Below are 26,850 nucleotides of genomic sequence, written 5' to 3'. Positions count from 1 at the left end.
CCCTGAAAAGCCCAGCGTCGCGCCATGTTTCCGATCCGCGACCATAACCCCTCGGGGCGCACGCCCTATGTCGTTTACACGCTGATGGCGGCGAATATCCTGATCTTCCTCAGCTATGTGGGGATCATGGATAACCCGCAATTGATCCAGCGGTTCTATTTCGACTACGCGATCATTCCCGCGCGCATCGCGGATGGCTATGCGTTCGAGACATTCGTGACGTCCATGTTCCTGCATGGCGGCTGGATGCATCTGGCCGGGAACATGCTGTTTCTTTGGATCTTCGGGGACAATCTGGAAGATGAAATGGGCCACCTGCCCTTTCTGCTCTTCTATCTCGTCGCCGGATTAGGGGCCGGGCTGATCCACGTCATTACTGCGCCGGATTCGGTGGTGCCGACAATCGGAGCCTCGGGCGCAATTGCCGGGGTGATGGGCGGCTATCTTTTGCTGTTCCCAAAGGCCCGCGTCGATATTCTGCTGATCCTGATCGTCTATTTCAGGGTCTTTTCGATCCCGGCTATTGTGATGCTGGGCGTCTGGCTGGTGATGCAGTTCTACGGCAGCCTGAACAGCAACCCCGACGAAGGCGGCGTGGCCTATTGGGCCCATACCGGAGGGTTCGTCGTCGGGCTGATCCTGTGTATCCCGCTATGGCTGAAACGCGGCGGCACAGCGTTCTGGGATCGCACCCATGGCCATCCGCCACACCCCGAGACGAAATACAAGCTATCGCAATCACGCATCCCGCGCGTGCCGCGCAAGTAGGCGTGTCTTAGCCCCGGATTACCTTGGCAAAACTGTCAAAGATCGGCTCGTTGGCGCAGATAACCTCGCCGTCTTCCAGCACGCTGCCTTCGGGGTTCAAAGGCTGCACAAAGCCACCCGCTTCTTTCACGATGATCATACCAGCGGCCAGATCCCATGCGTTCAGGCGGCGTTCCCAGAACCCTTCGTAACGGCCAGCCGCCACATAGGCCATGTCCAAGGCGGCAGCGCCCCAGCGACGCACACCGGCGCAGGCGGGCATCAGGCGCGCAAGGTCTTGCAGGGTTGCAGGTAGATCGGAACGGCCACCAAAGGGCAGACCGGTCGAGAAGATCGATTCAATCATGCGGTGACGACCGGACACGCGGATACGCATATCGTTCATCCATGCGCCTTCGCCCTTTTCGGCAAAGAACATCTCGTCCTTGGCAGGGTCGTAGATCACACCGGACACGATCTTACCCTTGTGTTCCAGTGCGATGGACACCGCCCAATGCGGCAAACCGTGCAGGAAGTTGGTGGTGCCGTCCAGCGGATCGACGATCCAGCGGCGGGTCGGGTCCTCGCCGTCAATCGAACCGCCCTCTTCGGCCAGCCAGCCATAGGTCGGGCGCGCACCCAGCAGTTCTTCTTTCAGGATGGCCTCGGCGGCGATATCGGCCTTGGACACAAAGTCGCCCGCGCCCTTCATCGACACCTGCAGGTTCTCGACTTCACGGAAATCCTTGACCAGAGACCGCCCCGCCTTGCGCGCGGCTTTGATCATGATGTTGAGATTTGCACTGCCAACCATTGTGAAAAGGCTCCTGTCCGGTCAAACCGCGCGTATACTGATGCAATGCGCCCTTGCCAAGAGGAATGATGCGCATAGCAGCCCCGCGCAAAACGCCGCTACTGGGCCTGCAGCTTGCGCGCCTCGTCGCGGGCCAGTTTGACCAGTTCCTGCACAAAGGGTTTTTCCAGATCTTCCGAGCGGACGGCGGCATATAGACGGCGCGTGATCCCCTCACTCGTCAGTGGCCGGGTGACGTAATCCGAGTTGTACTTGACCTCGCGCACGACCCAGTCGGGCAGGACCGAAATGCCCCGGTTCGACGCAACCAGCAGCAGGATCACCGCCGTCAGTTCGACCTGCCGGATGGCGGCCGGTTCGACCCGCGCCGGGATCAACAGCTGACTGAAGACATCCAGACGCGTGCGCTCAACCGGATAGGTGATCAGGGTCTGACCACGAAAATCCTCGGCCTCGATATAATCCTTCTCGGCCAGCGGATGGGATGAGGCGGCGACAAACACCGCGTTGTAGTCGAACAGTTCGACAAACTCGACACCCGGCAGATCTTCGGGGTCGGATGAGACGACCAGATCAACTTCTTCCTTCTGCAATGCGGGCAAAGCATCAAAAGCCAGACCGGGGCGAATGTCGACATCCACGTCACCCCAGGACTTCCGGAAGGATTCCAGCACCGGGAACAGCCATTCGAAACAGGCGTGACACTCGATGGCGATATGCATCCGGCCCGTGCGACCGTCACGCAGCGAAGTGAACTCCTGCTGGGCAGCTTCGACCTGCGGCAGAATCTGTTCCGCCAGACGCAACAGGCGCAGTCCGGCGGCGGACAGTTTCATCGGCTTCGACCGGCGCAGGAACAGTTCGACCCCAGCCTGATCCTCAAGCCCTTTGATCTGGTGGCTCAGCGCGGATTGCGTGATGTTCAGCTGATCCGCCGCACGCGCCAGCCCGCCGCATTCATGGATGGCCTTGATGGTTCGCAGGTGCCGGAACTCGATGTGCATATGTCGCGCACCTCATGTTGTTCTTGAAGAATATGAGTTTGTCTCACATCGCCCCACATGGCACAAGAGGCTCAATTGATCCTGTGAGGCCATGATGACCAAACCTGAAATTTCGTTCGAGTTCTTTCCGCCCAAAACGCTTGAGGCCTCATTCCGCCTTTGGGACACGGTGCAAACACTGGCCCCGCTAGAGCCCCGGTTTGTTTCGGTCACCTATGGCGCAGGCGGCACCACGCGCGAGTTGACGCGGGATGCGGTTGCGACGCTGCACAAGTCGTCTGGCCTGCCGGTTGCGGCGCATCTGACCTGCGTCGATGCCTCGCGTCAGGAAACGCTTGAGATCGCTGACAAGTTCGCCCGCGCCGGTGTCGAAAACATCGTTGCCCTGCGTGGCGATCCGCCAAAAGGACAGGACAAGTTCATCCCCCACCCCGACGGCTTTGCGCATTCTGTGGAACTGATCGAGGCACTGGCCGAGACCGAGATGTTCAGCATCCGCGTTGGAGCCTATCCAGACAAACATCCCGAAGCCCGCAATACGCAAGCGGATGTGGACTGGCTGAAAGCCAAGCTGGACGCGGGTGCCGATGAGGCGCTGACCCAGTTCTTCTTCGAGGCCGAGACCTTTTTCCGGTTCCGTGATGCCTGTGAGAAAGCGGGTATCGACAAGCCCATCGTCCCCGGCATTCTGCCGATCGAAAATTGGAAGGGCGCGCGCAGCTTTGCCCAGCGCTGCGGCACCCACGTTCCCGATTGGATCGATCAGGCGTTCGAGAAAGCCATTCGCGATGATCGTGAAGATCTTCTGGCCACGGCGCTGTGCACCGAGTTGTGCTCTGACCTGATCGAAGGCGGCGTGGACAAGCTGCATTTCTACACGCTGAACCGCCCGGAACTGACCCGTGACGTGTGTTTTGCGCTGGGCATCACACCCAAGGCCGAATTGCAGAACGTCGCCTAATTCAACCATTCATTGCGCCTTGCCCGGGTCCAAAACTGGCCCGGGCTTTTTTGTGTTCGCAAACCGCCGGAAAGCTGGTGCTGACACTGCACCCAAAGGTTCGCCCGAAATCAGGAACAATCCGCATTCTGGCTTCGCATTGTCACCCCAGCCCAACTCAATACTCTGTAAAAATTGACAAAAACACGACACTCGGGAAACTGAGGATGTGTGGTTGTAAAGAGTGAATTGAGTATGGAGCACGTCGACGAGTTCAAGGCGCGCAAGGACGCTTTGGCGGATCTGGGACTGGACCCGGACGCCGATTCAGAAGACATCCGAGACGCATGGCGGCGGATCGCCTTTCATGCCCATCCTGATCACACAGGGGGGGATTCAACAAATTTCGCGCGGGCCAAGGCGGCCTATGATTATCTGCGCAAAAAGGGCTACACCGCGAAAGAGGCCGATACCGGACCGCGCAAGCCGAAACGGCCACGCCTGAGAAAGCGCATCATCGAGCTTGCGCCCGAAGATATCGCAACCTGTCAGGCGATGCTGGATCCCGGTCGCGCTCTGCCGCATATGTCACAGCGGGATGAGTCCAACTATGTCGCGTCCGACCACGTTCCGGATGCGGTTGGGTGTTATGGGCGTCATCTGACGTATTTCGTCACTACGCCGGTCTGCCAGGGGGCCAATCGGGTCGCTCTGCCGACCTCTGTCCTCAGCGCTTCGCGCAATACCGAGACCGAAGTTCTGAGCTTCCAGTCAAATGACAAAGGGGCCGGAGAGGTCGTGATCCCGGACACAATCTGCGAACGCAAATTCCCGGGGGCGAAAAGTGTGCGCATCCGGTTCGAGGCCGATCAGGCCATTCGCAACGAATACTGGCTGGCGAGTTAACCGCGCGGAAAGCCCGGCTCTTGAGGGGGTGAGAGCCGGGCTGAGGGTCGTGAGTGGCCTTAGTTTGTGATCGGGCCTTCCGAAGTGAACTTCGGAATGACGCTGGTGGATGCGTCACCCCCTTCGATACCCGGCCAGTTGCCTTCGGCGATGTTGATGTTGCCCGGAACATCTTCTTCCCAGAAACCGACAACAACATCGGTGATGTTCAGGTACAGCTTGTCATCGACGATGCGCCACAGATTCGGATTGGCCGGAACCTTACCGCCCTTGGACACGCCATACGCGCAGTGGCCATCATATTGCGGCGCGTAATAGGCCGGGTTTTCCAGAAACTTGTCGCGGTTTTCTTCGGTCGCGAAGGCCCAGGTGGCACCGTTATATTCGGCGGTGATGTCTGCATTTCCGCGCACACCTTCGGGTTGCGACTGACCGATGGCAACCTGATCCAGGCTGCGATAGGCAACAACGTCATACCCAGAGACAGCAAAACCGGTGCCGTCGACATATTGCGGGCCAGCGAAAGCTGGAACTGCCAGGGCCATGGCCGCGGCAAAGGTCAAAGCAAAGCGTTTCATGTGGTCAATCCTTTTCAAGTCATCTGCCCAAGGGTGCCGAGTTGGCGGGACTGTCGAGACAATATGCTATTTTTTGGCGCTGCGTAGTCCCCCTCGCGCCGCTGTGACCAAGAACGAGAAAACGTGAGAGGTTTGTCTGAATTTATTACAACAACACGGGGTTGGACTCTGGATACTGCAACATTAGCTGTTAGACGATTGGGTGCGCGGACCCCCGGCATTGGACAGAAAGGCACGAGATGAGCGATCAATCCACTTACACCCCTCCGAAAGTCTGGACCTGGGACAGCGAAAGCGGCGGGCGGTTTGCCAATATCAACCGGCCGATTGCAGGTGCCACCCACGACAAGGATCTGCCCGTAGGTCGCCATCCCCTGCAGCTGTATTCGCTGGCCACGCCCAATGGCGTCAAGGTCACGATCATGCTGGAAGAGCTGTTGGCCCTGGGCCATGAAGAGGCTGAATACAATGCCTGGCTGGTCAATATCGGCGAAGGCGACCAGTTCAGTTCCGGCTTTGTCGGTGCCAATCCGAACTCGAAAATTCCTGCGCTGTGGGACCGATCAGGTGATGAGCCTGTGCGCGTATTCGAAAGCGCCTCGATCCTGTTCCATCTGGCCGAGAAATTTGACGCTTTCCTGCCCAAATCAGGCCCCGAGCGGACCGAGGTGATGAACTGGGTCTTCTGGCAGATGGGCAGCGCACCCTATCTGGGCGGCGGATTCGGTCATTTCTACGCCTATGCACCTGAAAAATGGGAATATCCGATCAACCGCTTTGCCATGGAGGCGAAGCGTCAGTTGGACGTTCTGGATCGGGAGTTGGCCGGGAAAACCTTTATCGCGGGTGAGGATTATTCGATTGCCGATATGGCGATTTGGCCCTGGTACGGTCAGCTTGTGCTGGGTCGTCTGTACGACGCCGCCGAGTTTCTGGATGTCGAATCCTATAAGAATGTCATGCGCTGGGCCAAGGCCATCGACGAACGCCCGGCTGTGCTGCGGGGACGCATGGTCAACCGCCCGTTTGGCGAGCCGCATATGCAGCTTCATGAACGGCACGAGGCCAGCGATTTCGAGACCCGCACGCAGGACAAGCTGGAACCAGCTGCCGAATAACCGGCCAAAAAAGGCGACGCGGCGCTGGCTTGCGCCGCGTTTTTCATTTGGGCGGGGCCTATTTCAGGATCGGGGGTTTGGCCGGGTCGCTACCCGGTATGGGCCGGACAGTCTCGGGCATCTCGGGCTGCGGCAGATCGAACCTCAGCCCGGTTTTGGCCAGCAATCCTGCCGCCACGTCGTCCATGGCAAAAAAGCCCACATCCATCGCCCCGGCCTCGATTCCCGAAAAGGTCAGCGCCTCGGACGCGGCCTTGGCCAGCGCAGGTTCTGCGCCTTCGGCCGCCCCGACAAATCCCAGCAGGTGACCTGACACACCGCTTTGCGATCTAGTCGCCACCAGATAGGCCGCCTGTGCCAGCCCCCCGGCGGTGACCAGCTTGGCGTCCAGCGCGGTCAACAGCATATCGGGCAGGCCCGCAGGTGGCAGAAACTCGGCCAGCTTCTCGTGTACTTCTTCGGGGGCGTGTTGAAGGGTTGTCGCCAACCACCCCAGAGCCTCGGACGGGATCAGCATCGATGAAGGTGCAACTTCGAGGTTCAGACCCAAACCAATCCCCTGCCCCGCAAGCATGGATGACAGCACCCGACCGGACAGCGCCACATAGGGCACCGGACGGCTCGCAAACTGCGCCAGCCGGTCCTCGCGATCAAAGGCCAGGACGAACTGCCCATCTGCGACGTCGAACACTTCCGGTGAGATGTTCTCGCCCTGTGCTTCTTCGGTCAGCATCAGGAACAGCTCACTATCCGCCAGACGTTCGAAAAACCTCAGCCGGGCGGTGTCGTCCTGCGGGGCGGCCTGCATTGCGGCATGGGCTGTATCCAGCGCGGTTGTCTCAGTCATTCAACACCTCTTGCACCCGCGCGCGCAGAACCGGCAGCAGGTCGGCCTCGAACCACGGGTTTTTCTTCAGCCATGCCGTATTGCGCCACGACGGATGAGGCAAGGCAAAGACGCGCGGGGCGTGGGTTTTCCAGTCTTTGACCGTCTCGGTGACCGAACTGCGAACACCAAGGTGGTATTTATGCGCGTGACCGCCGACCAGAACGGTCAACGGCACCTGCCCCAGGGCCTGCATGACGCGATCATGCCAGGTCTTCCGGCAAAGGGCCGGCGGCGGCAGGTCCGCGTTCTTTTCGTCATAACCCGGAAAGCAAAAGGCCATGGGCACGATGGACAGCCTGGCCCGGTCGTAGAACACGGTCTCATCAATCCCCAGCCAGTCGCGCAGGCGATCCCCGGATGGATCGGTAAACGGCCGCCCCGAGGCATGAACCCGCGCACCCGGCGCCTGCCCCGCGACAAGAATCGGAGTGCCCGGCTGAAACCAGACCACAGGGCGCGGCACATGCGCTGTCGCCGTCTGCGCGAACTGATCGGCGCACAGGCGACACGACTGAATATCCTCCATCAGGCTGGTCATGGAATGTTACGTAAGCCTTCCTGCCGCTGGCGCATATTGATGATTTGTTTCATAATTCGACATAATGTAGCCAACATGGGCCGATAGGGAACACTCTCCCTCATCGCCCGACAAGAGCGACACGAAAACTGGATTGAGCAGCAGGCCACCTATGCTTGAGTTCGAGAATGTCAGCAAATCCTTTTGGACCGGGACGCGCCGCAAGGTGATCCTGGACAGGGTCTCGTTCCGGGTCGAACTGGGTACATCGCTTGGCATTCTTGCGCCCAATGGCACGGGAAAAACCACGCTTATCAATATGATGGCCGGGCTGGAAAAACCGGATGAAGGCGTCATTCGCCGCGATTGCCGGGTGTCTTTCCCGATGGGTTTCACAGGTGGCGTTTCCAGCAAGATGTCCGCGCTGGAAAACGCGCGCTATATCGCAAAAATCTACGGCATGGATCCTGACTATGTCGAGGCGTATTGCAGCTGGCTGTGCAATCTGGGCGAATATTTCAACCAGCCCCTGTCGACCTATTCTTCCGGCATGCGCTCACGTTTCACCTTCTCGCTGATGCTGGCGCTGGATTTCGACATGTACCTGATTGATGAGGGGATGCCCTCGTCCACGGATGTTGAATTCAACAAGAAGGCCGGTGACATCCTGCGGGAAAGGCTGCGCACGACGACCCTTGTGATCGTGTCGCACAGTCCATCGACGCTGGAAAAATTTGCACAGCAAGCCGCGGTTCTTTTGGACGGGCAGCTTTACATGTTTGAAACCTTGGAAGAGGCAAAACAGTTATATGACTACGAAACCCAAGGTTAGAAAATACAACTTGCGCCGCAAGCAGCCGGTCGAAGGCTCGGCCGAGGCGCGCGCAGATGCGATCTCGCGCATTCGCAGCGCGACCGAAGGACCATCTGCCGCAAACGCCCCGCAGCCCGGAACCGAACTGGATGACATCAAGCGTGAGGGGCTGACCGGTCGGCAGCTACGCATTGCCCGTCGGCTGGCGCAGAAACACGGGCTTGCGGCCTCGTCCGATTATGATGCCGTTCGTCTGTTGCGGAAAAAGGGGATCGACCCGTTCGAGCGGACAAACCTGCTGGACCTTGCCGCCGCCAAAACCTCCCAAGGCAGCACAACGTCGAAAAAGCCCAAGGACAAGGTCAGGATACAGCTGCCGCAAACCGTGCAGCACAAGGAATTCAGCCCGCCGGGCCCCGAGATGAGTCCGGCAGAACGCCGAAACCTTGAAATCGGTCAAATCCAGAAGGACATCGCGCGCAGGCGGCGCGTCAAGCTGTTTGCGCTGTTCGCACGGCTGGCAGCGTTTGTACTGCTGCCCACCTTTGTTGTGGGGTTCTATTTCTATCGAATCGCGACCCCGATGTATGCCAGCAATTCGTCCTTCTCGATCCTGCAGGCAGATAGTGCGGGTGGGGCCGTCGGTGGCCTGCTGTCCGGTACGCAATTTGCCACGGCACAGGATTCGGTCTCGGTTCAGGATTTTCTGGAATCGAAAGAGGCGTTGCTGCTGCTGGACAATGACGCAAGCTTTACCGAAGTCTTTCAACAGGATTGGATTGATCCGATCCAAAGGCTGGCAGCCGACGCCACGCTTGAGGAAGCCTATAAGCTATACAGCCGCATCGTCACGATCGGCTATGACCCCACGGACGGGATCATCCGGATGGAGGTGATTGCCCCTGACCCGCAAACCTCGGCCGAGTTTTCCGATCGCTTGATCTCTTACGCCGAAGGTCGGGTGAACAAACTGTCCGGTGAAAAGCGCGACGACCAGATGCGTGACGCGCTGGAAAGCTTTGAATCCGCGCAACAGGCGCGCCGTCAGGCGCAGGAAGACCTGATCGAGTTGCAGCTTCAGGGCGCGATTCTGGACCCCGAAAATGTGATCGCCGGGCTACGCGGGCGGATCAACGAAATCGAAATTCTGTTGCAGGACAAAAACCTGGAACTGGCGGCCCTTCTTGACAATCTGCGGCCCAACAAGGCCAAGGTCGACGGGGTCACAGCCGATATCGCACGGCTGGAAGTGGTGCTGGACAACCTGAATGCCGAGATGCTGGATGTTTCGGCAGGCGAAAACTCGCTGGCGCGGTTGAGCGTGCGGATTCAGATGGCGCAGGCCGATCTGGTCGCGCGGGACATGATGCTGCAAAACGCTATGCAATACATGGAAACCACGCGCACCGAGGCCAACAGGCAGGTGCGGTATCTGACCGTCTCGGTGAACCCGGTTCCCAGCCAGGATCCGTCCTATCCGCGCAAGTTCGAAAATACGATTTTGGCTTTCCTGTTGTTTGCTGGTATCTACCTGATGATCTCGCTTACCGCGTCGGTCCTTCGTGAACAGGTATCCTCATAAGACCCATGAAACATGTAAAAATCTCCGACATTACCGTCGGCAACGATCTTCCGCTGACCATTATTGCCGGCCCCTGCCAGCTTGAGACAGCGGACCACGCCCAGATGATTGCGGGCACCATGAAAGAAGCCTGCGATGCTGCGGGCGCGCAGTATGTATTCAAAGCCTCGTATGACAAGGCCAACCGCACCTCTCTGTCCGGTAAACGCGGCATGGGAATCGATGCGGGGCTCAAGGTTCTGGACGATATTCGCAAGACCATAGGCGTTCCAGTTCTGACCGACGTGCATACCGAGGCCCAATGCGCCATTGCGGCTGAGGCTGTTGATGTACTGCAAATCCCCGCTTTCCTGTGCCGTCAGACGGATATGCTGTTGGCAGCAGGCAATACAGGGGCCGTCATCAACGTCAAAAAAGGTCAGTTTCTCGCGCCTTGGGAAATGCCGAACATCATCTCGAAAATCGAAAGCACGGGTAATCAGAACATCTTGCTAACCGAACGCGGGACGTCTTTTGGCTATAACACCCTCGTTGCGGATATGCGGTCTCTGCCACAGATGGCGCAGACGGGGTATCCTGTCGTTATGGATGCCACGCATTCCGTACAGCAGCCGGGCGGGCAAGGTGGATCGTCGGGTGGCCAGCGCGAATTCGCACCGGTCATGGCACGCGCTGCGGTTGCCGTTGGGTCGGCTGCGGTCTTCATGGAAACGCATCAGGACCCAGACAATGCACCGTGCGACGGCCCGAACATGATTTACTTGGACCAGATGCCCCAACTTGTTGACACATTGATGCGTTTTGATGCGCTTGCGAAAGCGAATCCTATTCAGATTTAACGATTGAGACTTGTTATGACCAAACCATTCCCCGAGGTGACGCCAAACACCTGGAGCTTTTTGCGTGACGCGATGATCAAGCCCACGGGCTTTCGCGAATATGATGCACGCTGGAAGTACCCTGACGAGATCAACCTGCCCGGCATGACCGCACTTGGTCTGGGTTTGGGCACTCAGATGCGGCGGCGCGGGATTGACCCGGTCATCGCAGTGGGCAACGACTATCGCGACTATTCCCTGTCGATCAAGAACGCCCTGATCCTGGGGCTGATGCAGGCCGGGATTCAGGTCAAGGATATCGGCCCCGCGCTTAGCCCGATGGCCTATTTCGCGCAGTTTCATCTGAACGTTCCCGCCGTGGCGATGGTGACGGCCAGCCATAATCCAAATGGCTGGACCGGAGTGAAAATGGGCTTTGAGCGTCCGCTGACTCACGGCCCGGACGAGATGTCCGAACTGCGCGATATCGTCCTGAACGGCGAAGGCCAGCCGCATCAAGGCGGGTCCTATGAATTCGTCGATGGCGTGAAAGAGGCCTATATCGACGATCTGGTCGGGGATTTCAAAATGTCCCGTCCGTTGAAAGTGGTCTGCGCCACGGGGAACGGTACCGCCTCGGCCTTTGCCCCCGAGATTTTCGAACGGATCGGGGTTGAAGTCGTACCCAGCCACAATCGTCTGGATTACACTTTCCCCAACTACAACCCCAACCCCGAAGCCATGGAAATGCTGCACGACATGTCGGACAGTGTGAAATCCAGCGGCGCGGATCTGGCGCTTGGGTTTGATGGGGATGGCGACCGCTGCGGTGTGGTCGATGATGAGGGCGAGGAGATTTTCGCCGACAAGGTTGGCGTCATCATGGCCCGCGATCTGGCCAAGCTGCACCCGGGCTCGACCTTTGTGGCAGATGTCAAATCAACCGGTCTGTTCGCCAGCGACCCTGAACTGCAAGCCCTCGGCGTCAAAGCGGACTATTGGAAAACCGGTCACAGCCACATGAAGCGGCGCGTGAAGGAAATCGGCGCGCTGGCCGGGTTCGAGAAATCGGGCCACTACTTCCTGGCCGAGCCGGTCGGGCGTGGCTATGACTGCGGGATGCGGGTCGCGGTTGAGATTTGCAAGCTGATGGACCGCAACCCCGGTCAAAGCATGTCCGATCTGCGTAAGGCCCTGCCTAAGACCTGGTCCACCCCGACCATGTCGCCCTACGCGGCTGATACCGAGAAATACGATATCCTCCAGCGACTGGTCGACAAACTGGTGGCCAAGGCGGACGCAGGAGAAAGCTTTGCCGGTCGCGCCATCAAAGAGGTGGTCACTGTCAATGGCGCGCGGGTCATTCTGGACAATGGCAGCTGGGGTCTGGTGCGCGCCTCCTCGAACACGCCGAACCTTGTGGTGGTGTGCGAAAGCAGTGAAAGCGAGGCGGAAATGCGTGCGATCTTTGCCGATATCGACGCCGTTATCCGCACCGAACCGAGTGTTGGCGATTACGACCAGACGATTTGAACCAGGGGGCGTCGCTGGACGCCCCTTTCATCAATCGCCGCCAAACAGTTTCAGCAGACCCTTCTTCGCCTCATCCTCAAGCTTTTTCTTCAGCGCGTCTTCGATTTGATCGCTGTCGGTTATGGTCGTGTCCAACTCATTGCCGACCTTGTCCAGCACCTTCTGCTTGGCGTCATCCTCAAGCTCTTTGACTTTGCCTTCCGCCGCCGCCTCGATGACTTTGGTCAGGTCAGGCGTGATCGACGGGCTGCTCCACGGACCATGGATGCGCACGGGCACCGAAATTCCCTGCCCCGCATTCGCCCGTAGCGCGGTTGGCGTGAACAGATAGTCCAACGTACGCGCACCCAGATTGACCTTGCCCTCACCATCGGCGCGGAAGTTTTTCAGGGACATCAGCAGGTCAGAGTTGGTCAGCACGCCTTTGTCGATCGAGAAGCTTGCGGTCAGGCTGTCAAACACCGTCGTACCGCCCGACCCGGTTCCCCGGCCCATCAGCCGATCCAGATCGAAGCCCGAAATCACCCCGGACCCGACATCCACATTCCCCTTGCCGCTGAGCGAGCGCATGATCTGGTCTTCACTCTGCCCGACGCCAAGAAACTGAAACGCGCCGGATGCGGTGCCGGACAGACGGTCTACATCTGCAAGTGTCGATAACGCCTGCTTCAGGTTGATGCCGCTGGCTTTCAGATCGCCGCCCACCGACAATCCGTTGCGGTTATTCGCAACCACCTGACCGTTGAGCTGGCCGGAGAACAGCGTTGCCGGGTGCATTTCCAGCACCGCACGCGAACGATCCAGACCAAGCGTCAGGTCAGAGGCCCCGAATTGCATCCCCGGAACGGCAATAGACTTGGCCGTCAGGCGGATTTTGCCGTTGGCCAATGACAGCGGCGACGCATCAATCGGTGCCTTGGACCACCCGTCCGCCGCAGATGACGCGGCCCCTGTCCCGCCCCCCGATCCGGGCTCGGCATCGGTCACGCGCGACAGGTCCAGCGCATCGGTATTCAGGCGCGCCACGATCTGAGGGGGATCGGCGATGGTGATGTCGGCCTCTCCGGCCAGCCGATTGTCATCAAGCTGCGCCACCATTTTGCGCAGGGACACACGGCCATCCTTGGTATAGGTCATCTGCCCCGAGATATTTGCCGTCCGGCCCAAACCGTGGGGAACCGCCACACCGCCTTGCCCAAACGCGGTCAACATCATTTCCGTGCTTTGCGTGATGATCTGCATCTTGCCATCCATCTCGCCGGACAGATTGACATTGCCGTTGAACCCGATCTCTCCGCCCGGGGCGGTCAGCGCCACATCCAGCGGCGTCACAGCGCCCGACGAAAAGGCGGGCAAATCGGGCAGTTTCAGGTCCACCTGCACCGCACCGCCCGGCACTGCCATACTGGCCTGCATCACCATGGGCGCGGATACGTCCGGCCAACTGGCGGACAGGGTCACACCCGCAAAATCCATCTGCGTTACGCCGTTTTCGACGTAGATCAGCCGCGCATCCATCAGTTCCAACCGCTCCAGCGTCACGGCACCGGTTTCGCCCGAGGGCGCGCCGCCTGTAGCGCCCGCTGACGGCGTGGTCTCAGCCGCGCCCATGACCCAGTTTCCGCGACCCTCTGACAATTCCAACCGCAGAACCGGGTTTTGCGCAAAGACCCGCTTGATCTTCAGATCGCCCGCCAGCATTGCGGCAGCATCCACACCAACAGCCAGACTGTCCGCGCTTAGCATCGGATCAGGCCCGGCCCATGGCGCGTTGCCGAATGTTACGGGCCCGGTTTCCATGCCCAAAACCGGCCAGAAGGACAGGTTGACGTCCCCCGACAGCGTCAGCTCGCGCCCCGTGTTGGCCTTGACCTGCTCAGACAGGATCGCGGCCAGCTTGTCCCCGGGCATCAGCAGCAACGCCCCAATGACCAGCCCGACCACGGCCACAACAATGAACAGAATGCGTATCAGCCATTTCATCTATCTGCTCTCCGCCTTTTTGGCTTGATTGAAATCATCATCCAAACGCACCGTGACATTTGCAAGGGGAAGCGTTCCCCACTATATGCCGCGCCATGACCACGAACCCGCCAAATCTCCGCCCCGACCTGGCGCCCGCCGCCCGGATGCCCGAGACGTCCCGTGCAAACCAGCCGACCATCGGCATGGTCTCGCTGGGCTGCCCGAAAGCTTTGGTCGATAGTGAGCGTATCCTGACTCGCCTGCGGGCAGAAGGTTACGGCATTTCGCCCGACTATTCCGGGGCCGATGCCGTAATCGTGAACACCTGCGGGTTTCTGGACAGCGCCAAGGCCGAGTCGCTGGATGCAATTGGTGAAGCTCTGGTTGAAAACGGCAAGGTGATCGTGACCGGCTGTCTGGGGGCCGAGCCCGACTACATCCGTGAACACCACCCCCGCATCATGGCGGTGACCGGGCCACACCAATACGAACAGGTCTTGGATGCGGTGCACACAGCGGTGCCACCGGACCCGGACCCGTTTGTCGATCTGCTGCCCGCCAGCAGCGTTCAACTGACCCCGCGCCACTACAGCTACCTGAAAATCTCGGAAGGCTGTAACCACAAGTGCAAGTTCTGCATCATTCCCGATATGCGCGGGAAACTGGCCAGCCGTCCGGCCCATGCAGTTCTGCGCGAGGCCGAAAGGCTGGTCGATAACGGCGTGCGCGAGTTGCTGGTGATTTCGCAGGATACCTCGGCCTATGGGCTTGACCGGAAATACGATGTGAACCCGTGGAAAGACCGCAAGGTGCGCAGCCACATCACCGATCTGGCGCGCGAGTTGGGGCAGTTGGAGGCCTGGGTGCGCCTGCACTATGTCTACCCCTACCCGCATGTGCGCGATCTGATCCCGTTGATGGCGGATTCCGGGTGCAACATTCTGCCCTATCTCGACATCCCCTTCCAGCACGCGCACCCGGACGTTCTGAAACGCATGGCTCGGCCAGCCGCTGCCGCCAAAACATTGGATGAAATCCGCGCCTGGCGCGCGGTGTGCCCGGACATCACCCTGCGGTCGACCTTCATCGTGGGTTATCCGGGTGAGACCGAGGCCGAATTCCAGACCTTGCTGGACTGGATGGACGAGGCGCAACTGGATCGCGTCGGGTGTTTTCAGTACGAAAACGTCGATGGCGCACGCTCGAACGATCTGCCGGATCATGTGCCCGCCGAGGTCAAGCAAGAGCGTTGGGATCGCTTCATGGAAAAGGCGCAGGCAATTTCCGAGGCGAAGCTGCAGGCCAAAGTCGGACAGACGATTGACGTCATTGTTGACGAAATTGACGATGAGGCCGCCACCTGCCGCACCAAGGCAGACGCGCCCGAGATCGACGGAAACCTGTTCATTGACGAAGGATTCGAGGGGCTTAAACCCGGCGATATCGTCTCGGTCACCGTGGACGAGGCTGGTGATTACGACCTCTGGGGACAGCTTGCCTGACCGCTTCGGGCCGTGTCGGAACACGGCCCATCGGTAAAGCGTGACCCGAGTTTATTGGAGAACAGGCGCCCCCGCTCTCACCTTGAACATGAAGCCAAACGGAGGTTTTCATGTTTCGAGTAACTCATTTTGCCAAACGCAGCATGGTGGTCGCCCTGTCGGCCATGATGCTTTCGACCCCCGCTATCGCTGAGGGTTTTGGCCGGTCGTCGGCTGAAATCGTCTATGTCGGCGGCAAGAAATTCAATTTCCATGTCCGGGGTGTTCACCCGCATCACCGCCCCTATTTTGCGCCCAAATCCGGGCATCACATCAAGAAACACCGCAAAAGGGCGCACAAACCGCATGTCCACGCGGGTCACAAACGCAAGGTTTACAGGTACCAGCCGCATCGATCCTTCCGCGGGCACAGGCATCACGCCTTCAAATACAGGCACGGGTTTCGCTTTAGAAAACACTAAACGCCCGACCTATATGTAATGGTTCGCAGCAACGCGTCCGGCAATCAAAAAAAACCGCCCCTAGGGCGGCATCACATTCTCAAATCTTGGGCAGGCGGTCCCAAATCGGGACCGCCTGCAAAGGGTTTATCCCGCAACCGGGTTACAGACAGTCTCGCCTGCTTCGGTGGTCGCCAGTTCATACCCGGCGGCACAGCTTGGGGTACCGGCTTTGTCATAGCTGGGCGAAATATAAACAGGGGTGGGTTCCGGCTGCGCGCAGGCAGTCAGGATCAGCGCAAAGGCTCCAACAGCAGCGAGTTTGATTTTCATGTCCGTCAATCCTCTATTACTTTTCTGATATTGCCCAGTTTTTCGGGGCCGGGTTCAGGATACGGGTTGATCGGCAATCTGGCAACAGAATCGATCACATCCTTGTGAACGAAGGCGAAACCATGCTTGGGACGCCCTGGATCGCAGCACCGTCAGCGACGCGCGCTACCTTTTTTGGCGCATTGCCCTAAACTCGTGACCTGACATCAGCCAAGAACGGAGAAGCCACATGTCCGACGCCCCGATCATCGCCCAGAAAGAGCCCATGGCGGTCGAAGTTGTCGAAGGAAAGAGTTATTTCTGGTGCGCTTGTGGCCGATCCAAGAAACAGCCGTTTTGTGATGGATCGCATAAAGGCACCGACTTTGAACCCTTAAAATACACGGCTGAAGCAAGCAAAAAAGTGTTCTTCTGCTGTTGCAAGCACACCGGCAAGGCGCCGTTATGCGACGGATCACACGCGCGAATTTGACGGGCGGCGAAGCCGGTTCAAGGCTTGGGCATTGGCGCAAAACTCGGGGGCAGCATCGGCAAGTTGTTGTTGCTGGGACAACCAGATCGCACATTGCCCACAGCAATTTGACGCCCGGCATCGTGTGACCAGTTCGGCATAGCCTTCGGCGGAAAGTTGCCCCTCGGCCATTGCCTCGGTCAGCGAAATACCCAGGCAACGGGCCACTGAACGCGTCAGCCAAAAGTGCTTTTCGATCTCTCCAAGGGCGACCTGTGGCATCACGCGCCCCCGACCTAAGCGGATTTCAACGCCGCGAATCGCGCCCGATTCGGGCAGGTTTCAGGCGCATTTGCGATAGCCTGATGCTGATCCAGCCATTCGGGGCAGTCCTTTGCCCATGCGCAGCCACGACAGAACTGCACCATCTCGGCCCAGTCTTCCTGGCTCAGGTGGCAGGCGTGATGCGCTGCAACGATATCCGTGCCCGTCGCCTGACCCATTCGCAGAACCAGACGCATATGGGTCATGATTTCTCCGAGACGTGGCATAGGCCCCTCGCATTTACGGTCTGAGTTTTTCCAGCAAAGTGTAGTTGCGGCAGTATTTCGGGGCGCGGCTTAGCGCAGACGCTTCTTTCAACAGGGATTGGCAATGTCCGGGGTTCGGGCAATCTGTGCACCTGACCACGGCGTCTGAAATCTGGTCGATTGATACGGCACCCTCGATGGCGGATTCCTGCAGATCGATATCCAGCATCCGCGCCATGTCATCGACCAAACCGGCGTGCAATCGCAAAGTCTCTCGGCTGGGCATGTCCTGTCCTTTCCCTGTCGCGCTTTGGTCAGAGCGTAGTTGCTGGACAAGGGGAATCCTTGATTCAGGTCAAGCAGAGGCCCCAATTTGGTCGAGATAAGCACGCGTTGCGTCCTGAACGCGGCGAAAACGGTCCCCGCCCAGCTTTTTGCCGCCATACCAGCGCGTAACGATGATGACGTGGTTCTCTAACCCCTCACGCTCCATCATGCGCAGAATGACCATGCCCGCCCCGCTTTCTCCATCGTCGGCCTTGAGCGCCCCGGTTGGCAACGTCGCCGCCCAGGTGTTGTGCGTGGCCTTTGCATAGGCTTTGTCCGTCTTCAGCTTGGCAAGCACCGCGTCAATCTGATCCCGCGATGTCACAGTTGCGCCGGACACCGCGTATTTCGATCCGCGATCGGTCAGAATCACGCCCAGCTGCACCAGTTCAGTCATTCTGTGACACCCAGCTTTCGCGCGGTTTGCTGTACAATGTCGACCCGTTGCGCATTGGGTGGGTGCGATCCCAGGAACTGGTCACCCGGATCGGGAATGCGGGCAAAATACTTCGCCCCGATCAGCGGGTTGTATCCGGCATTATAGGTGATGAGTGTTCCCAACTGATCCGCCTCAAGCTCAAAGTCTTTCGCATAGGCCTGAACGGCCACCTTTGCCCCTATCTTCTGTGCCTTTTCAACGGCGGCATCGCTTTTGCCACGCTGCCGCTCGGCCTCTCCGAACTTGGCTGCGCCAACACGGGCGTTTTCGCTTTGCCGTCCGATGTGATCCAAAACGTGATGCGCCGCCTCGTGCCCCATCACAAAGGCCAATTCATCCGCATTCCGGGTCGAGCGGATCATGGATCGGGTGAAGATGATCGCGGGCTGTTTCTTGTCATCCAGAGTCTGAAAAGCATTTGCGGGCGCGGTCGGGTTCAGATCGACCAGAATTCTGAAATCGCAGCTTTGCGGTTTGGAAGATCTCAGGCACTGGGCGCGCGCCTCACGACCAATATCGTGGCTGACTTCGCGAAACGCCGCGGCGCTGGCGGCTTCTTCCGCCGAGAGCCCACGCCAGACTTCTGCGGGAATCACGCGCAGCCTGTCCGTTGCACAGGCCGACAGAAGCAGGGAAAAAACCAGAAAAAGGAGAAGGCGCATCAAGGGTCCTATTAGCCGATCAGGCGTTGTTCCCAACATAGCCGGACCAACCGGGCAGTACCACCGCGGTTTCGGCCAGTGACGGGTTGCATTGGCGGGCGGTGACCTGCACTCTGGCCCCATGTTTTCGATTGAGCATGAATTCGACTCGACAGTCATTACCCTCGTGGATGAAGGCCCCAAGCCTTTGCAAGAGGATGTGGTGATCAACAGCTTCGCCGAGTGTGTGACGCTGGAACAAATGGACCCCCGTACGGATCAGATTCAGAAGATCACCCTGTCGCCCGAACAGGTCCGCGATCTGGCTGCGGCGCTGGATTTGCCAGAAGGTGTCTATCAGATTCGCGAAACGCAGGATCAGGGCTCGTAGGGTTCGAGCTATGGCGGTTCTGGCCAAGCGACGCGGAGTCCAAAATCCGTGACCAATGGTTTATTGAGTTTTCGTAAGTCGCCAAGCCCCCCATCCAGCGTCATTCCGCTTGCACCCGGCGTACCGGAATGAAAATGATCCCCAAAATCCAACGGCCCGCCCTTGAATCGCCAGCCGTACCGCCCAAGATACAGATGGCTGATGTAAAGGAAGTTAACATATGTCCCTGAAAAACCCTGCCGCCCTGGAGTTTTTACAGTCGCGCCGGTCCAGACCGGCCAAAACACTGATTGCTCCGGCCCCGACACGGGACGAGCTTTTGCCTTTGCTGACCGCCGCCGCCCGCAGCCCGGATCATGGCAAACTGGAACCCTGGCGGTTTATCGCGATCGAAAAGGGCGCGATGGCGCGTCTTGCTGACCTGACCGAAGTCTGTGGCAAGGCGCTGAACAAATCGCCGGAAGACATTGCCAAGGCCCGCAGCCAGTTCGACATGGGACATCTGGCTGTGGCCGTGATCGAGGTTCAGAAACCGTCGGAAAAGATCCCGGCGATTGAACAAACCTACTCTGCCGGTGCCGTCTGTCTGGCCCTGCTGAACGCGGCCCTCGCCGCCGGATGGGGCGCGAACTGGCTGTCTGGCTGGCAATCGCATGACCGGGATTTCTGCAAATCCGCTTTTGGGTTGGCCGAAAACGAACGACTGGCCGGCGTGATCCATATCGCAACCGAAGGGACCGCCCCGCCAGAACGCCCCCGGCCGGACGTTGCCGCCCTGACTGAATGGCTCACGGAATGATCATCCTGAACGCGTTCTTCGCGGCCCTTGGTCAGATCGGAGACCCCAAGTTCCGCTCAGTCCTGTTTCGCGGCATAGGTCTGACGATCCTGTTGCTGATCCTCGCCTGTGCTGCCGCGATCTGGTTCATCAATGCGCTGTCCGGTGACGAGATTTCACTGCCCTTTGTTGGCACCGTGTCGTGGCTGAACGATGTGCTGAACTATTCCGGCATCCTGCTGGTTCTGGTGTTGCCGGTGTTCCTGATGGTGCCCGTCGCCTCGGCCATCACGTCGATCTTTTTGGAAGAGGTCGCGCAGGCGGTCGAAGACAAAAACTACGCGCACCTGCCCCCGGCCCCAAAAATCCCGCTTGGCGAGTCCATTCAGGATGGTCTCAGCTTTATGGGCGTTCTGATCGTGGCAAACCTGCTGGCGCTGATCCTGTATGCGATCTTCACGCCCCTTGCTCTGTTTATATTCTGGGGCATGAACGGGTTTCTGCTGGGCCGGGAATATTTCACGCTGGCCGCGATGCGCAGGTTGGGGCGTGAGCGTGCGCGCCAGCTGCGTGCGAAACACACGGCAACTATCTGGCTTGCCGGGACGCTGATGGCGATCCCGCTTTCAGTTCCGCTGGTAAATCTGGTGATCCCGATTATCGGTGTCGCCACCTTCACCCATATTTATCACAATGTGTCAGGCCGCGCGGCCTGACACGGCTCAGCGCGGCTCAAGCTGGTTCAACCAGTCGAAATCCCGAACCGAGATCACCCCGGACAGGATAATCCCGGCGATGATGGCCCATAAAACGATCGAAATGCCCGTGGTGATCCACATCTTCTTCTTCATGTGATGCACCTCCGGCGCACCCGCATGGGTGCCCGGAACGATCTCGCCCAGATCGCCCTGCGTCTTGATGCGAATGGGCAGAACGATCAGCAGGGTCAGAAACCAGATGACTGCAAACAGCACCAATGCGGCAGTGATGGTCATTTCGGGCCCTCCGAGCTTGTGGCGTTACACCTGTTCCAGTTCGACGAGGCAGCCGTTGAAATCCTTGGGGTGCAGGAACAGAACGGGCTTGCCATGCGCGCCGATCTTGGGTTCTCCGCTACCCAGCACACGTGCACCACTTTCCTTCAGGTGGTCGCGGGCCGCGATGATGTCTTCGACTTCATAGCACACATGGTGGATGCCACCGGCCGGGTTTTTCTCAAGAAAGCCATTGATCGGGCTGTCATCGCCCAGCGGGTACAGAAGCTCGATCTTCGTGTTGGGCAGTTCGATGAACACCACCGTCACACCATGATCCGGTTCGTCCTGCGGCGCGCCCACTTTGGCGCCCAGCGCGCTGCGATACTGCTCGGATGCGGCCTCAAGATCCGGAACGGCGATGGCGACGTGGTTTAGTCGTCCGATCATAGTAAACTCCTCTGTCCTACGTTGAGTGGGTTATGGGGGCAGTTCCGGCAAAGGACAAGTGCGCCAAATCGCCCGTTAACCCTGTGTTAGCCAGAAGTTCCTAGCGTGAGGCATCTGCTGGATAGGAGATCTGACATGGACGATTCGGTTCCTTTCGCCACAACTATCGCTACGCCCACAGCGACGCGGCCTTTGCTGGGACAGACCATTCTGGTTGTCGAGGACAGCCGCTATGCCTGCGACGCGATCCGCCTGATGTGCCTGCACAGCGGGGCAAGGATCCGACGTGCCGATTGCCTGAAATCCGCGCGGCGTCACCTTCAGATCTATCGCCCCTCGGTCATTCTTGTGGATATGGGTCTGCCGGACGGGTCCGGGGCCGATCTGATTGCTGAACTGACACAGGCCTCGCCCAGGATCAGTGTCATTCTGGCGATGTCCGGTGATACATGCACCGAGTCTGCTGCCCTTGGGGCCGGGGCTGACGGGTTTTTGCCCAAACCCCTAAAATCCATGTCTTATTTTCAAAAAGCCATTCTGGAACGCCTCCCCGAGGACCGTCGGCCCAGCGGGTTGCACGCCGTTCGGGACGAAGTCATTCACCCCGATCCACTGGCCTATCAGGACGATATGGCGCACATCGCGGACGTTCTGGCAGGGCCGACCGATCCGCGCATGCTGGACTATGCTGCCCAGTTTCTTCACGGCGTTGCGCGTGAGGCCAACGATACGGTGTTGGCGGACGCGGCCCGAAAACTATCACTCTCCCGGGCGCAAGGCAGTCCGATCACCGCTCAGGCCGCGCAGGTTGCCGGGCTAGTTCAAAACCGGCTGGAACAGCGGGAGGCGATCTGAGATGGCCACCGCCTATTTCATCACCGCGTCCCTGGTGTTCGGGTGGATGTACCGGCAAACCCGGCAGAGCGCCCGATCCATTCGCGTGAACCGGCAGAAGCTGGGCAAAGGGATTGATTGAATCCCTTGACGTTGCGTTTGCCGGTCTGCCCTAGACACAGGTGACAAACGCAAACCGCCCGCGCGTAGCGGACGGTTCAGTCGTCATACGGTTTGCGCCGCGCAATACGTGCGCTCATCACCAGACAAGCGACAGGCTTAATCCTGCGGAATGATCCGCAAACCAAGTTCCATCAACTGATCCGAAGTCGGATCGGACGGCGCGTCCATCATCAGGTCTTCGGCGCGCTGGTTCATCGGGAACATCATGACTTCGCGGATATTGGCCTCGTCCGCCAACAGCATCACGATCCGGTCGATGCCCGCAGCACAGCCCCCGTGCGGCGGCGCGCCATAGTGGAAAGCGTTGTACAGGGCACCAAAGCGGGATTTGACCTCATCCGCGCCGTAACCTGCCAGCTCAAAGGCTTTCAGCATGATCTCGGGCTTGTGGTTCCGGATCGCACCCGAGACCAGCTCATACCCGTTACAGGCCAGATCGTACTGATAGCCGCGCACGTCCAGCGGATTGCCCTGCAGCGCCTCCATACCGCCCTGCGGCATCGAGAATGGGTTGTGTTCGAAATCGATCGCGCCGGTTTCCTCGTCCTGTTCATAGATCGGGAAATCCACGATCCAGGCAAAGGCAAAGCGGTCTTTTTCGGTGAGGCCAAGGTCTTCGCCAATCACGTCGCGGGCCTTGCCTGCGACCTTTTCAAAGGCTTTCGGCTTTCCGCCCAGGAAGAACGCCGCATCACCGACACCCAGACCCAGTTGCTGCCGGATTGCCTCGGTGCGTTCGGGGCCGATGTTTTTGGCCAGCGGACCGGCTGCCTCCATCCCCTGCCCCTGATCGCGCCAGAAGATATAGCCCATGCCGGGCAGACCCTCTTTCTGGGCGAATGCATTCATGCGGTCGCAGAACTTGCGGCTGCCGCCGGTCGGCGCAGGGATGGCGCGGATTTCGGTGCCGTCCTGCTCCAACAGCTTCGCGAAAATCGCAAAGCCACTATCGCGGAAGTGGTCGGAGACCACTTGCATTTTGATAGGATTGCGCAGGTCGGGTTTGTCGGTGCCATACCACAAGGCCGCGTCCTTGTAGGAAATCTGCGGCCACTCTTGGTCAACCTTCCGGCCACCTCCGAACTCTTCGAACACGCCGGTCAGAACGGGCTGGATGGTGTCGAACACGTCCTGCTGCTCGACAAACGACATCTCAAGGTCAAGCTGGTAGAAATCGGTGGGCGAGCGGTCGGCGCGCGGGTCTTCGTCGCGGAAGCAGGGTGCAATCTGGAAATACTTGTCAAAGCCCGACACCATGATCAGCTGCTTGAACTGCTGCGGGGCCTGCGGCAGGGCGTAGAACTTGCCCGGATGCAGGCGCGAGGGCACCAGAAAGTCACGTGCGCCTTCGGGCGAGGATGCCGTGATGATCGGCGTCTGATACTCGCGTAAGCCCTGATCCCACATGCGTTTGCGCATCGAGGCCACAACGTCCGAGCGCAGGGTCATGTTCTGCTGCATCGCTTCGCGGCGCAGGTCGAGGTAGCGATAGCGCAGGCGGGTTTCCTCGGGGTATTCCTGATCGCCGAACACCATCAGCGGCAGTTCGTCGGCGGCACCCAGCACCTCAAGCTCACGCACGTAGACTTCGACCTCGCCTGTCGGCAGCTTGGGGTTCACAAGATCCGCGTCACGGGCTTTGACGGTACCGTCGATGCGGATGCACCACTCCGACCGCACCTTCTCAAGTTCGGCAAAGGCCGCGCTGTCGCCGTCGCACAGCACTTGCGTCACGCCGAAATGGTCGCGCAGGTCGATGAACAGCACGCCACCGTGATCGCGGACCCGATGCACCCAGCCGGACAGGCGGACGGTTTCACCGACATTGGCGGCGGTCAGAGCGGCGCAGGTGTGGCTGCGATAGGCGTGCATGGATCATATCCCTTCGGGCGCAGAATTCGTCGCGCCGATACACCCTGTCAGGCCCGGAAAGTCAAGGCAGGTCGCGCCGTCAAAACGGCCTTTGCACATTGCCTGAATAGAAATAAACGCCCAGACCCACGGCAAAGATGATGTTCCCTGCAATCGCGTGCAGCAGAACGGCGTAAAAGAACGAGCCGCGCTTGCGATAGGCCCAGCTGAACAGCAACCCGCCGACAAAGGTCATGATGGCGACAATCCAGCTCCAATACATCAGATGCGCGAAGGCGAAGATGGCCGCATTCAGCAGGTCTGCCCTGCGCCCGTCCGGCAGGATGGCGTGGTAGCGGCGGAAAACAGCGGGCGGAATAATAGCTCTTGCGGCAGGGCGGACAGAAGCGGATAGCCGATCCAGATGAAGGCCAGCATCTCGGGTCGGTTTCTCAGCAGAAAAAAGGCCGCATCTGGCCGGGTCAGGTAGATCAGCGCGGTACAGAATGCAGCAGTCACCAGTGTGAATACCGCCAGTTCGCGAAATGACCAGTTTGCCCATTCGTATCGCAGTTCCGCCCACTGAAAGCCGGGCGTTGCGTGCAGCAGAACGATGCCCAAACCGGTAAAGGCAAACAGCGCCGGGAACATCCAGTTGGGCGGAAAAAGCACCGCGATCACCAGCGGGGCAATGATGAAAAACAGGCCAAACTCAATCCGTAATCGCGCTGCCGCCACCGGCGGGGCGACCATCGTGCTGTCTTTGCTCACAGGTTCACCAACTCCACCGGTATCAGGCCGCGTAACGAATTTCCCATGAAAACAGATTGGGCCTCTTTCAGATCATTCAAGGTCAGAGCCGCCTCGGCAAACTCTTCTTGTTCCAGCAATTCTTCGCGCAGGATACCCGGCAAAAGCCCGCTGGACAGGGGCGGAGTCAGCCGTTGCCCTTCGCGCGTTTCGATAAACAGGTTGGTGATGGAGCCCTCGCACAGCTCATCCCGTTCGTTCAGGAACAATAATTCATCGACACCCTTAGGCATCGCAGCGCGGGCGGTGTCATAGAGATCACGCCGGGTGGTTTTGTGGCGCAGCCATATGTCGTCAGAGGTTAACCGGGTCTCCGACACCCCCAACCGCCAGATCGGCGGGCTGTCGGCCAGTGCCGCACTGGTCAATTCGAACTGACCCGCAACATCCATGGTCAGACGACAGCGCAAGGGGGCCTCACTGGCCCCTTCGGACAACATCGCCACAGCGGCAGATCGGTCGAAGGGCAGGTCCAAGGTCTTGGCAGTGCGCGCCATTCGGTTCAGATGCCGGTCCTGTCGGACAAACCCCTGCCCGGGCCTGAAGCCCAGCGTTTCAATCAGGCGGAAATCAGGCTCAACTGGTGGGCAAAGCGGGCTTTCCATAGGGCTTCCTCGTATTCAGACGGGGCCGTGCTGTCCCAGACCACCCCACCGCCGACATTCAGCGTTGCAGCGGCACCGTCCACCATCAGCGTGCGGATGGCAACGTTGAACTCGGACCGCCCGTCCGGCGCAGCCCAGCCGATCGTGCCGCAATAGATGTCGCGGGGCCAGGGTTCGAGGTCGGACAGGATCTCCATCGCGCGGATCTTGGGTGCGCCGGTGATGGACCCGCAGGGGAACAAAGCGGTCAGGATATCGGACAACCCGGCCCCGATCTGCAACTGCGCCCGCACCAGCGACACCATCTGATGCACGGTGGCATAGGTTTCGACCTTGAACAGTTCGGGCACATGAACCGATCCGGGCAAGGCCACGCGGCTGATATCGTTGCGCAGCAGATCGACGATCATCAGATTCTCGGCCCGGTTCTTTTCGTCGCTGGACAGGAAGTTTCGGCGGCGGGCATCCTCGGCCATATCCTCACTGCGGGGCTGGGTGCCCTTCATCGGTCGGGTCTCGATGCGCCCGGATTCATCCGTGCGGAAGAACAGCTCGGGCGAGCGGCTGAGCAAATCGGGCAACCCCTCTTGCTGGATCAAAGCGCCGTGGCCCACGGGTTGACCGGAGGTCAGGGCCGCGTAAAGCGCCACGCTGTCCCCTTCGACCTTTAGATCGATTGGGAAGGTCAGATTGGCCTGATAAATGTCCCCGGCCCCGATGGCATCATGCACGGCCTGAAACGCCCGACTGTATCGGGTCTCATCCCAGCGCGGCTGGAACTGGGCAATGCCGCCCGACGCTTTGGGCAGATCGCTATGATCCGGTTGGTCATAGACCCCGAAACACAGCAACGGCAGTGTCCGGTCGCCCGGCAGACGGGACAACAGGCGCGGCTCCAATGCATAACCAAGCTCGTAACAGGCGTACCCCGCCAGCCAGCCACCCGCCGCGCGCGCCTCATCCAATGCCGCCAGCGCCTGGGGCACCTCGTCCGCCGTGTCCGCGCGGATGATGTGGGATGGCCGGTCGAACCGGGTTCCCGGACCGGCTGGCCCCTGATCGAAACGAATACGCAAGTGCATCCTC

General features: G+C 59.4%; 34 protein-coding genes. 15 read left to right on the top strand and 19 right to left on the bottom strand.

Features of this window, described 5'->3' with window-relative positions; all coding sequences use genetic code 11:
- Window positions 1–24 precede the first annotated feature (24 nt).
- A complete protein-coding gene (locus ACR0MO_RS15310; RefSeq protein ID WP_170622911.1) occupies window positions 25–768 on the top strand; it encodes a rhomboid family intramembrane serine protease in 744 nt (247 codons plus the stop codon).
- Window positions 769–775: 7 nt separating this feature from the next.
- Here ACR0MO_RS15310 and ACR0MO_RS15305 read toward each other — a convergent pair whose 3' ends face one another.
- Entirely contained in the window at window positions 776–1,561 is a 786-nt protein-coding gene (locus ACR0MO_RS15305; RefSeq protein WP_170622909.1) for an inositol monophosphatase family protein, read from the bottom strand.
- A 98-nt stretch (window positions 1,562–1,659) separates the two neighbouring features.
- Window positions 1,660–2,565 (bottom strand): LysR family transcriptional regulator, encoded by a 906-nt coding sequence (locus ACR0MO_RS15300; RefSeq protein ID WP_170452567.1) that lies wholly within the window; start codon window positions 2,563–2,565, stop codon window positions 1,660–1,662.
- Window positions 2,566–2,659: 94 nt separating this feature from the next.
- Between ACR0MO_RS15300 and metF the strand changes: the two genes are divergently transcribed.
- Complete coding sequence (metF, locus tag ACR0MO_RS15295) at window positions 2,660–3,526, top strand: methylenetetrahydrofolate reductase [NAD(P)H] (protein ID WP_170622907.1); 867 nt, start codon at window positions 2,660–2,662, stop codon at window positions 3,524–3,526.
- 234 nt (window positions 3,527–3,760) lie between these two features.
- Window positions 3,761–4,411: a J domain-containing protein gene (locus ACR0MO_RS15290; protein WP_170453140.1), complete on the top strand. Its 651-nt coding sequence runs from the start codon at window positions 3,761–3,763 to the stop codon at window positions 4,409–4,411.
- Between the two features lie 59 nt (window positions 4,412–4,470).
- Here ACR0MO_RS15290 and ACR0MO_RS15285 read toward each other — a convergent pair whose 3' ends face one another.
- Window positions 4,471–4,989, bottom strand: a complete 519-nt coding sequence (locus tag ACR0MO_RS15285) for a YHS domain-containing (seleno)protein (protein WP_170622905.1) — start codon at window positions 4,987–4,989, stop codon at window positions 4,471–4,473.
- Between the two features lie 239 nt (window positions 4,990–5,228).
- Here ACR0MO_RS15285 and yghU point away from each other — a divergent pair, with 239 nt between their 5' ends.
- Window positions 5,229–6,107: a glutathione-dependent disulfide-bond oxidoreductase gene (gene yghU, locus ACR0MO_RS15280; RefSeq protein WP_480582565.1), complete on the top strand. Its 879-nt coding sequence runs from the start codon at window positions 5,229–5,231 to the stop codon at window positions 6,105–6,107.
- A 58-nt stretch (window positions 6,108–6,165) separates the two neighbouring features.
- On the opposite strand, the gene ACR0MO_RS15275 is transcribed toward yghU, so the two are convergent.
- Together ACR0MO_RS15275 and ACR0MO_RS15270 are read right to left on the bottom strand one after the other, a co-directional pair.
- Entirely contained in the window at window positions 6,166–6,954 is a 789-nt protein-coding gene (locus ACR0MO_RS15275) for an SseB family protein (RefSeq protein ID WP_480892113.1), read from the bottom strand.
- On the bottom strand, window positions 6,947–7,534 hold the full coding sequence (locus ACR0MO_RS15270) for a uracil-DNA glycosylase family protein (protein WP_480626340.1): 588 nt from the start codon (window positions 7,532–7,534) through the stop codon (window positions 6,947–6,949). Before ACR0MO_RS15270 ends, ACR0MO_RS15275 begins: the two co-directional genes overlap by 8 nt.
- Window positions 7,535–7,685: 151 nt before the next feature.
- On the opposite strand from ACR0MO_RS15270, the gene ACR0MO_RS15265 reads away from it, so the two are divergent.
- The 4 genes from ACR0MO_RS15265 to ACR0MO_RS15250 are packed head-to-tail and all read left to right on the top strand — an operon-like array spanning window position 7,686 to window position 12,260.
- On the top strand, window positions 7,686–8,345 hold the full coding sequence (locus ACR0MO_RS15265; protein ID WP_170452578.1) for an ATP-binding cassette domain-containing protein: 660 nt from the start codon (window positions 7,686–7,688) through the stop codon (window positions 8,343–8,345).
- The gene (locus tag ACR0MO_RS15260; RefSeq protein WP_170521756.1) at window positions 8,323–9,909 is read left to right on the top strand and encodes a capsule biosynthesis protein; all 1,587 of its coding nucleotides are present in this window, start codon (window positions 8,323–8,325) and stop codon (window positions 9,907–9,909) included. The genes ACR0MO_RS15265 and ACR0MO_RS15260 overlap by 23 nt, the downstream gene beginning before the upstream one ends.
- A 5-nt stretch (window positions 9,910–9,914) precedes the next feature.
- Window positions 9,915–10,748 carry a 3-deoxy-8-phosphooctulonate synthase gene (gene kdsA / locus ACR0MO_RS15255; protein WP_170622901.1) on the top strand — a complete coding sequence of 278 codons (834 nt, stop codon included), beginning with the start codon at window positions 9,915–9,917 and terminating at the stop codon, window positions 10,746–10,748.
- A 15-nt stretch (window positions 10,749–10,763) separates the two neighbouring features.
- Window positions 10,764–12,260 carry a phosphomannomutase/phosphoglucomutase gene (locus ACR0MO_RS15250; protein WP_480626341.1) on the top strand — a complete coding sequence of 499 codons (1,497 nt, stop codon included), beginning with the start codon at window positions 10,764–10,766 and terminating at the stop codon, window positions 12,258–12,260.
- Between the two features lie 30 nt (window positions 12,261–12,290).
- Here ACR0MO_RS15250 and ACR0MO_RS15245 read toward each other — a convergent pair whose 3' ends face one another.
- Window positions 12,291–14,243 carry an AsmA family protein gene (locus ACR0MO_RS15245; RefSeq protein WP_480626342.1) on the bottom strand — a complete coding sequence of 651 codons (1,953 nt, stop codon included), beginning with the start codon at window positions 14,241–14,243 and terminating at the stop codon, window positions 12,291–12,293.
- 95 nt (window positions 14,244–14,338) lie between these two features.
- Between ACR0MO_RS15245 and rimO the strand changes: the two genes are divergently transcribed.
- Window positions 14,339–15,727: a 30S ribosomal protein S12 methylthiotransferase RimO gene (gene rimO, locus ACR0MO_RS15240; RefSeq protein ID WP_170622896.1), complete on the top strand. Its 1,389-nt coding sequence runs from the start codon at window positions 14,339–14,341 to the stop codon at window positions 15,725–15,727.
- Between the two features lie 110 nt (window positions 15,728–15,837).
- Complete coding sequence (locus tag ACR0MO_RS15235) at window positions 15,838–16,188, top strand: hypothetical protein (protein ID WP_170622894.1); 351 nt, start codon at window positions 15,838–15,840, stop codon at window positions 16,186–16,188.
- A 126-nt stretch (window positions 16,189–16,314) separates the two neighbouring features.
- Here the strand turns inward: ACR0MO_RS15235 and ACR0MO_RS15230 are convergent, their stop codons facing one another.
- Window positions 16,315–16,500, bottom strand: coding sequence for a hypothetical protein (locus ACR0MO_RS15230; RefSeq protein WP_170452593.1), 186 nt, complete (start codon window positions 16,498–16,500; stop codon window positions 16,315–16,317).
- A 229-nt stretch (window positions 16,501–16,729) separates the two neighbouring features.
- Between ACR0MO_RS15230 and ACR0MO_RS15225 the strand changes: the two genes are divergently transcribed.
- Window positions 16,730–16,972, top strand: coding sequence for a CDGSH iron-sulfur domain-containing protein (locus ACR0MO_RS15225; protein WP_170452595.1), 243 nt, complete (start codon window positions 16,730–16,732; stop codon window positions 16,970–16,972).
- Here the strand turns inward: ACR0MO_RS15225 and ACR0MO_RS15220 are convergent.
- The 5 genes from ACR0MO_RS15220 to ACR0MO_RS15200 all read right to left on the bottom strand — a co-directional run bounded on the left by ACR0MO_RS15220 (window position 16,955) and on the right by ACR0MO_RS15200 (window position 18,909).
- Window positions 16,955–17,233 carry a DUF6455 family protein gene (locus ACR0MO_RS15220; protein WP_170521744.1) on the bottom strand — a complete coding sequence of 93 codons (279 nt, stop codon included), beginning with the start codon at window positions 17,231–17,233 and terminating at the stop codon, window positions 16,955–16,957. The genes ACR0MO_RS15225 and ACR0MO_RS15220 overlap by 18 nt on opposite strands.
- A gap of 14 nt (window positions 17,234–17,247) precedes the next feature.
- Window positions 17,248–17,502 carry a DUF6455 family protein gene (locus tag ACR0MO_RS15215; RefSeq protein ID WP_170521742.1) on the bottom strand — a complete coding sequence of 85 codons (255 nt, stop codon included), beginning with the start codon at window positions 17,500–17,502 and terminating at the stop codon, window positions 17,248–17,250.
- 13 nt (window positions 17,503–17,515) lie between these two features.
- A complete protein-coding gene (locus ACR0MO_RS15210) occupies window positions 17,516–17,767 on the bottom strand; it encodes a DUF6455 family protein (RefSeq protein ID WP_480892107.1) in 252 nt (83 codons plus the stop codon).
- Between the two features lie 69 nt (window positions 17,768–17,836).
- A complete protein-coding gene (locus ACR0MO_RS15205; protein WP_170521740.1) occupies window positions 17,837–18,205 on the bottom strand; it encodes a YigZ family protein in 369 nt (122 codons plus the stop codon).
- The gene (locus tag ACR0MO_RS15200; RefSeq protein WP_480892104.1) at window positions 18,202–18,909 is read right to left on the bottom strand and encodes a M48 family metallopeptidase; all 708 of its coding nucleotides are present in this window, start codon (window positions 18,907–18,909) and stop codon (window positions 18,202–18,204) included. The genes ACR0MO_RS15205 and ACR0MO_RS15200 overlap by 4 nt, the downstream gene beginning before the upstream one ends.
- A 121-nt stretch (window positions 18,910–19,030) precedes the next feature.
- Between ACR0MO_RS15200 and ACR0MO_RS15195 the strand changes: the two genes are divergently transcribed.
- The 3 genes from ACR0MO_RS15195 to ACR0MO_RS15185 all read left to right on the top strand — a co-directional run bounded on the left by ACR0MO_RS15195 (window position 19,031) and on the right by ACR0MO_RS15185 (window position 20,773).
- Window positions 19,031–19,279 carry a hypothetical protein gene (locus tag ACR0MO_RS15195; RefSeq protein ID WP_170452608.1) on the top strand — a complete coding sequence of 83 codons (249 nt, stop codon included), beginning with the start codon at window positions 19,031–19,033 and terminating at the stop codon, window positions 19,277–19,279.
- A gap of 220 nt (window positions 19,280–19,499) precedes the next feature.
- A complete protein-coding gene (locus tag ACR0MO_RS15190) occupies window positions 19,500–20,078 on the top strand; it encodes a nitroreductase family protein (RefSeq protein ID WP_480892102.1) in 579 nt (192 codons plus the stop codon).
- Complete coding sequence (locus ACR0MO_RS15185) at window positions 20,075–20,773, top strand: EI24 domain-containing protein (protein WP_170453141.1); 699 nt, start codon at window positions 20,075–20,077, stop codon at window positions 20,771–20,773. Before ACR0MO_RS15190 ends, ACR0MO_RS15185 begins: the two co-directional genes overlap by 4 nt.
- A gap of 6 nt (window positions 20,774–20,779) precedes the next feature.
- Here ACR0MO_RS15185 and ACR0MO_RS15180 read toward each other — a convergent pair whose 3' ends face one another.
- Both ACR0MO_RS15180 and mce read right to left on the bottom strand, forming a co-directional pair.
- Window positions 20,780–21,052 (bottom strand): DUF1467 family protein, encoded by a 273-nt coding sequence (locus ACR0MO_RS15180; protein ID WP_170452611.1) that lies wholly within the window; start codon window positions 21,050–21,052, stop codon window positions 20,780–20,782.
- A 24-nt stretch (window positions 21,053–21,076) separates the two neighbouring features.
- Entirely contained in the window at window positions 21,077–21,481 is a 405-nt protein-coding gene (gene mce, locus ACR0MO_RS15175; RefSeq protein ID WP_170452613.1) for a methylmalonyl-CoA epimerase, read from the bottom strand.
- A 135-nt stretch (window positions 21,482–21,616) separates the two neighbouring features.
- Here mce and ACR0MO_RS15170 point away from each other — a divergent pair, with 135 nt between their 5' ends.
- Window positions 21,617–22,336, top strand: coding sequence for a response regulator (locus ACR0MO_RS15170; RefSeq protein ID WP_170452615.1), 720 nt, complete (start codon window positions 21,617–21,619; stop codon window positions 22,334–22,336).
- 258 nt (window positions 22,337–22,594) lie between these two features.
- Here the strand turns inward: ACR0MO_RS15170 and aspS are convergent, their stop codons facing one another.
- From aspS to ACR0MO_RS15145, 5 genes are all read right to left on the bottom strand, one after another.
- Entirely contained in the window at window positions 22,595–24,370 is a 1,776-nt protein-coding gene (gene aspS / locus ACR0MO_RS15165; protein WP_480892099.1) for an aspartate--tRNA ligase, read from the bottom strand.
- A 79-nt stretch (window positions 24,371–24,449) separates the two neighbouring features.
- Entirely contained in the window at window positions 24,450–24,692 is a 243-nt protein-coding gene (locus ACR0MO_RS15160) for a CPBP family glutamic-type intramembrane protease (RefSeq protein ID WP_480892149.1), read from the bottom strand.
- On the bottom strand, window positions 24,662–25,120 hold the full coding sequence (locus ACR0MO_RS15155; RefSeq protein WP_480892154.1) for a hypothetical protein: 459 nt from the start codon (window positions 25,118–25,120) through the stop codon (window positions 24,662–24,664). The genes ACR0MO_RS15160 and ACR0MO_RS15155 overlap by 31 nt, the downstream gene beginning before the upstream one ends.
- Window positions 25,117–25,764: an aminotransferase class IV family protein gene (locus ACR0MO_RS15150; RefSeq protein WP_170452619.1), complete on the bottom strand. Its 648-nt coding sequence runs from the start codon at window positions 25,762–25,764 to the stop codon at window positions 25,117–25,119. The genes ACR0MO_RS15155 and ACR0MO_RS15150 overlap by 4 nt, the downstream gene beginning before the upstream one ends.
- Window positions 25,719–26,846 (bottom strand): aminodeoxychorismate synthase component I, encoded by a 1,128-nt coding sequence (locus tag ACR0MO_RS15145; RefSeq protein ID WP_170453143.1) that lies wholly within the window; start codon window positions 26,844–26,846, stop codon window positions 25,719–25,721. Before ACR0MO_RS15145 ends, ACR0MO_RS15150 begins: the two co-directional genes overlap by 46 nt.
- Between the last annotated feature and the right edge of the window lie 4 nt (window positions 26,847–26,850).

The sequence above is a fragment of the Ruegeria sp. K5 genome (assembly GCF_056531805.1).
Note: the sequence above shows the minus strand (reverse complement) of the source record. Positions and strands in the feature narration are given on the sequence as shown.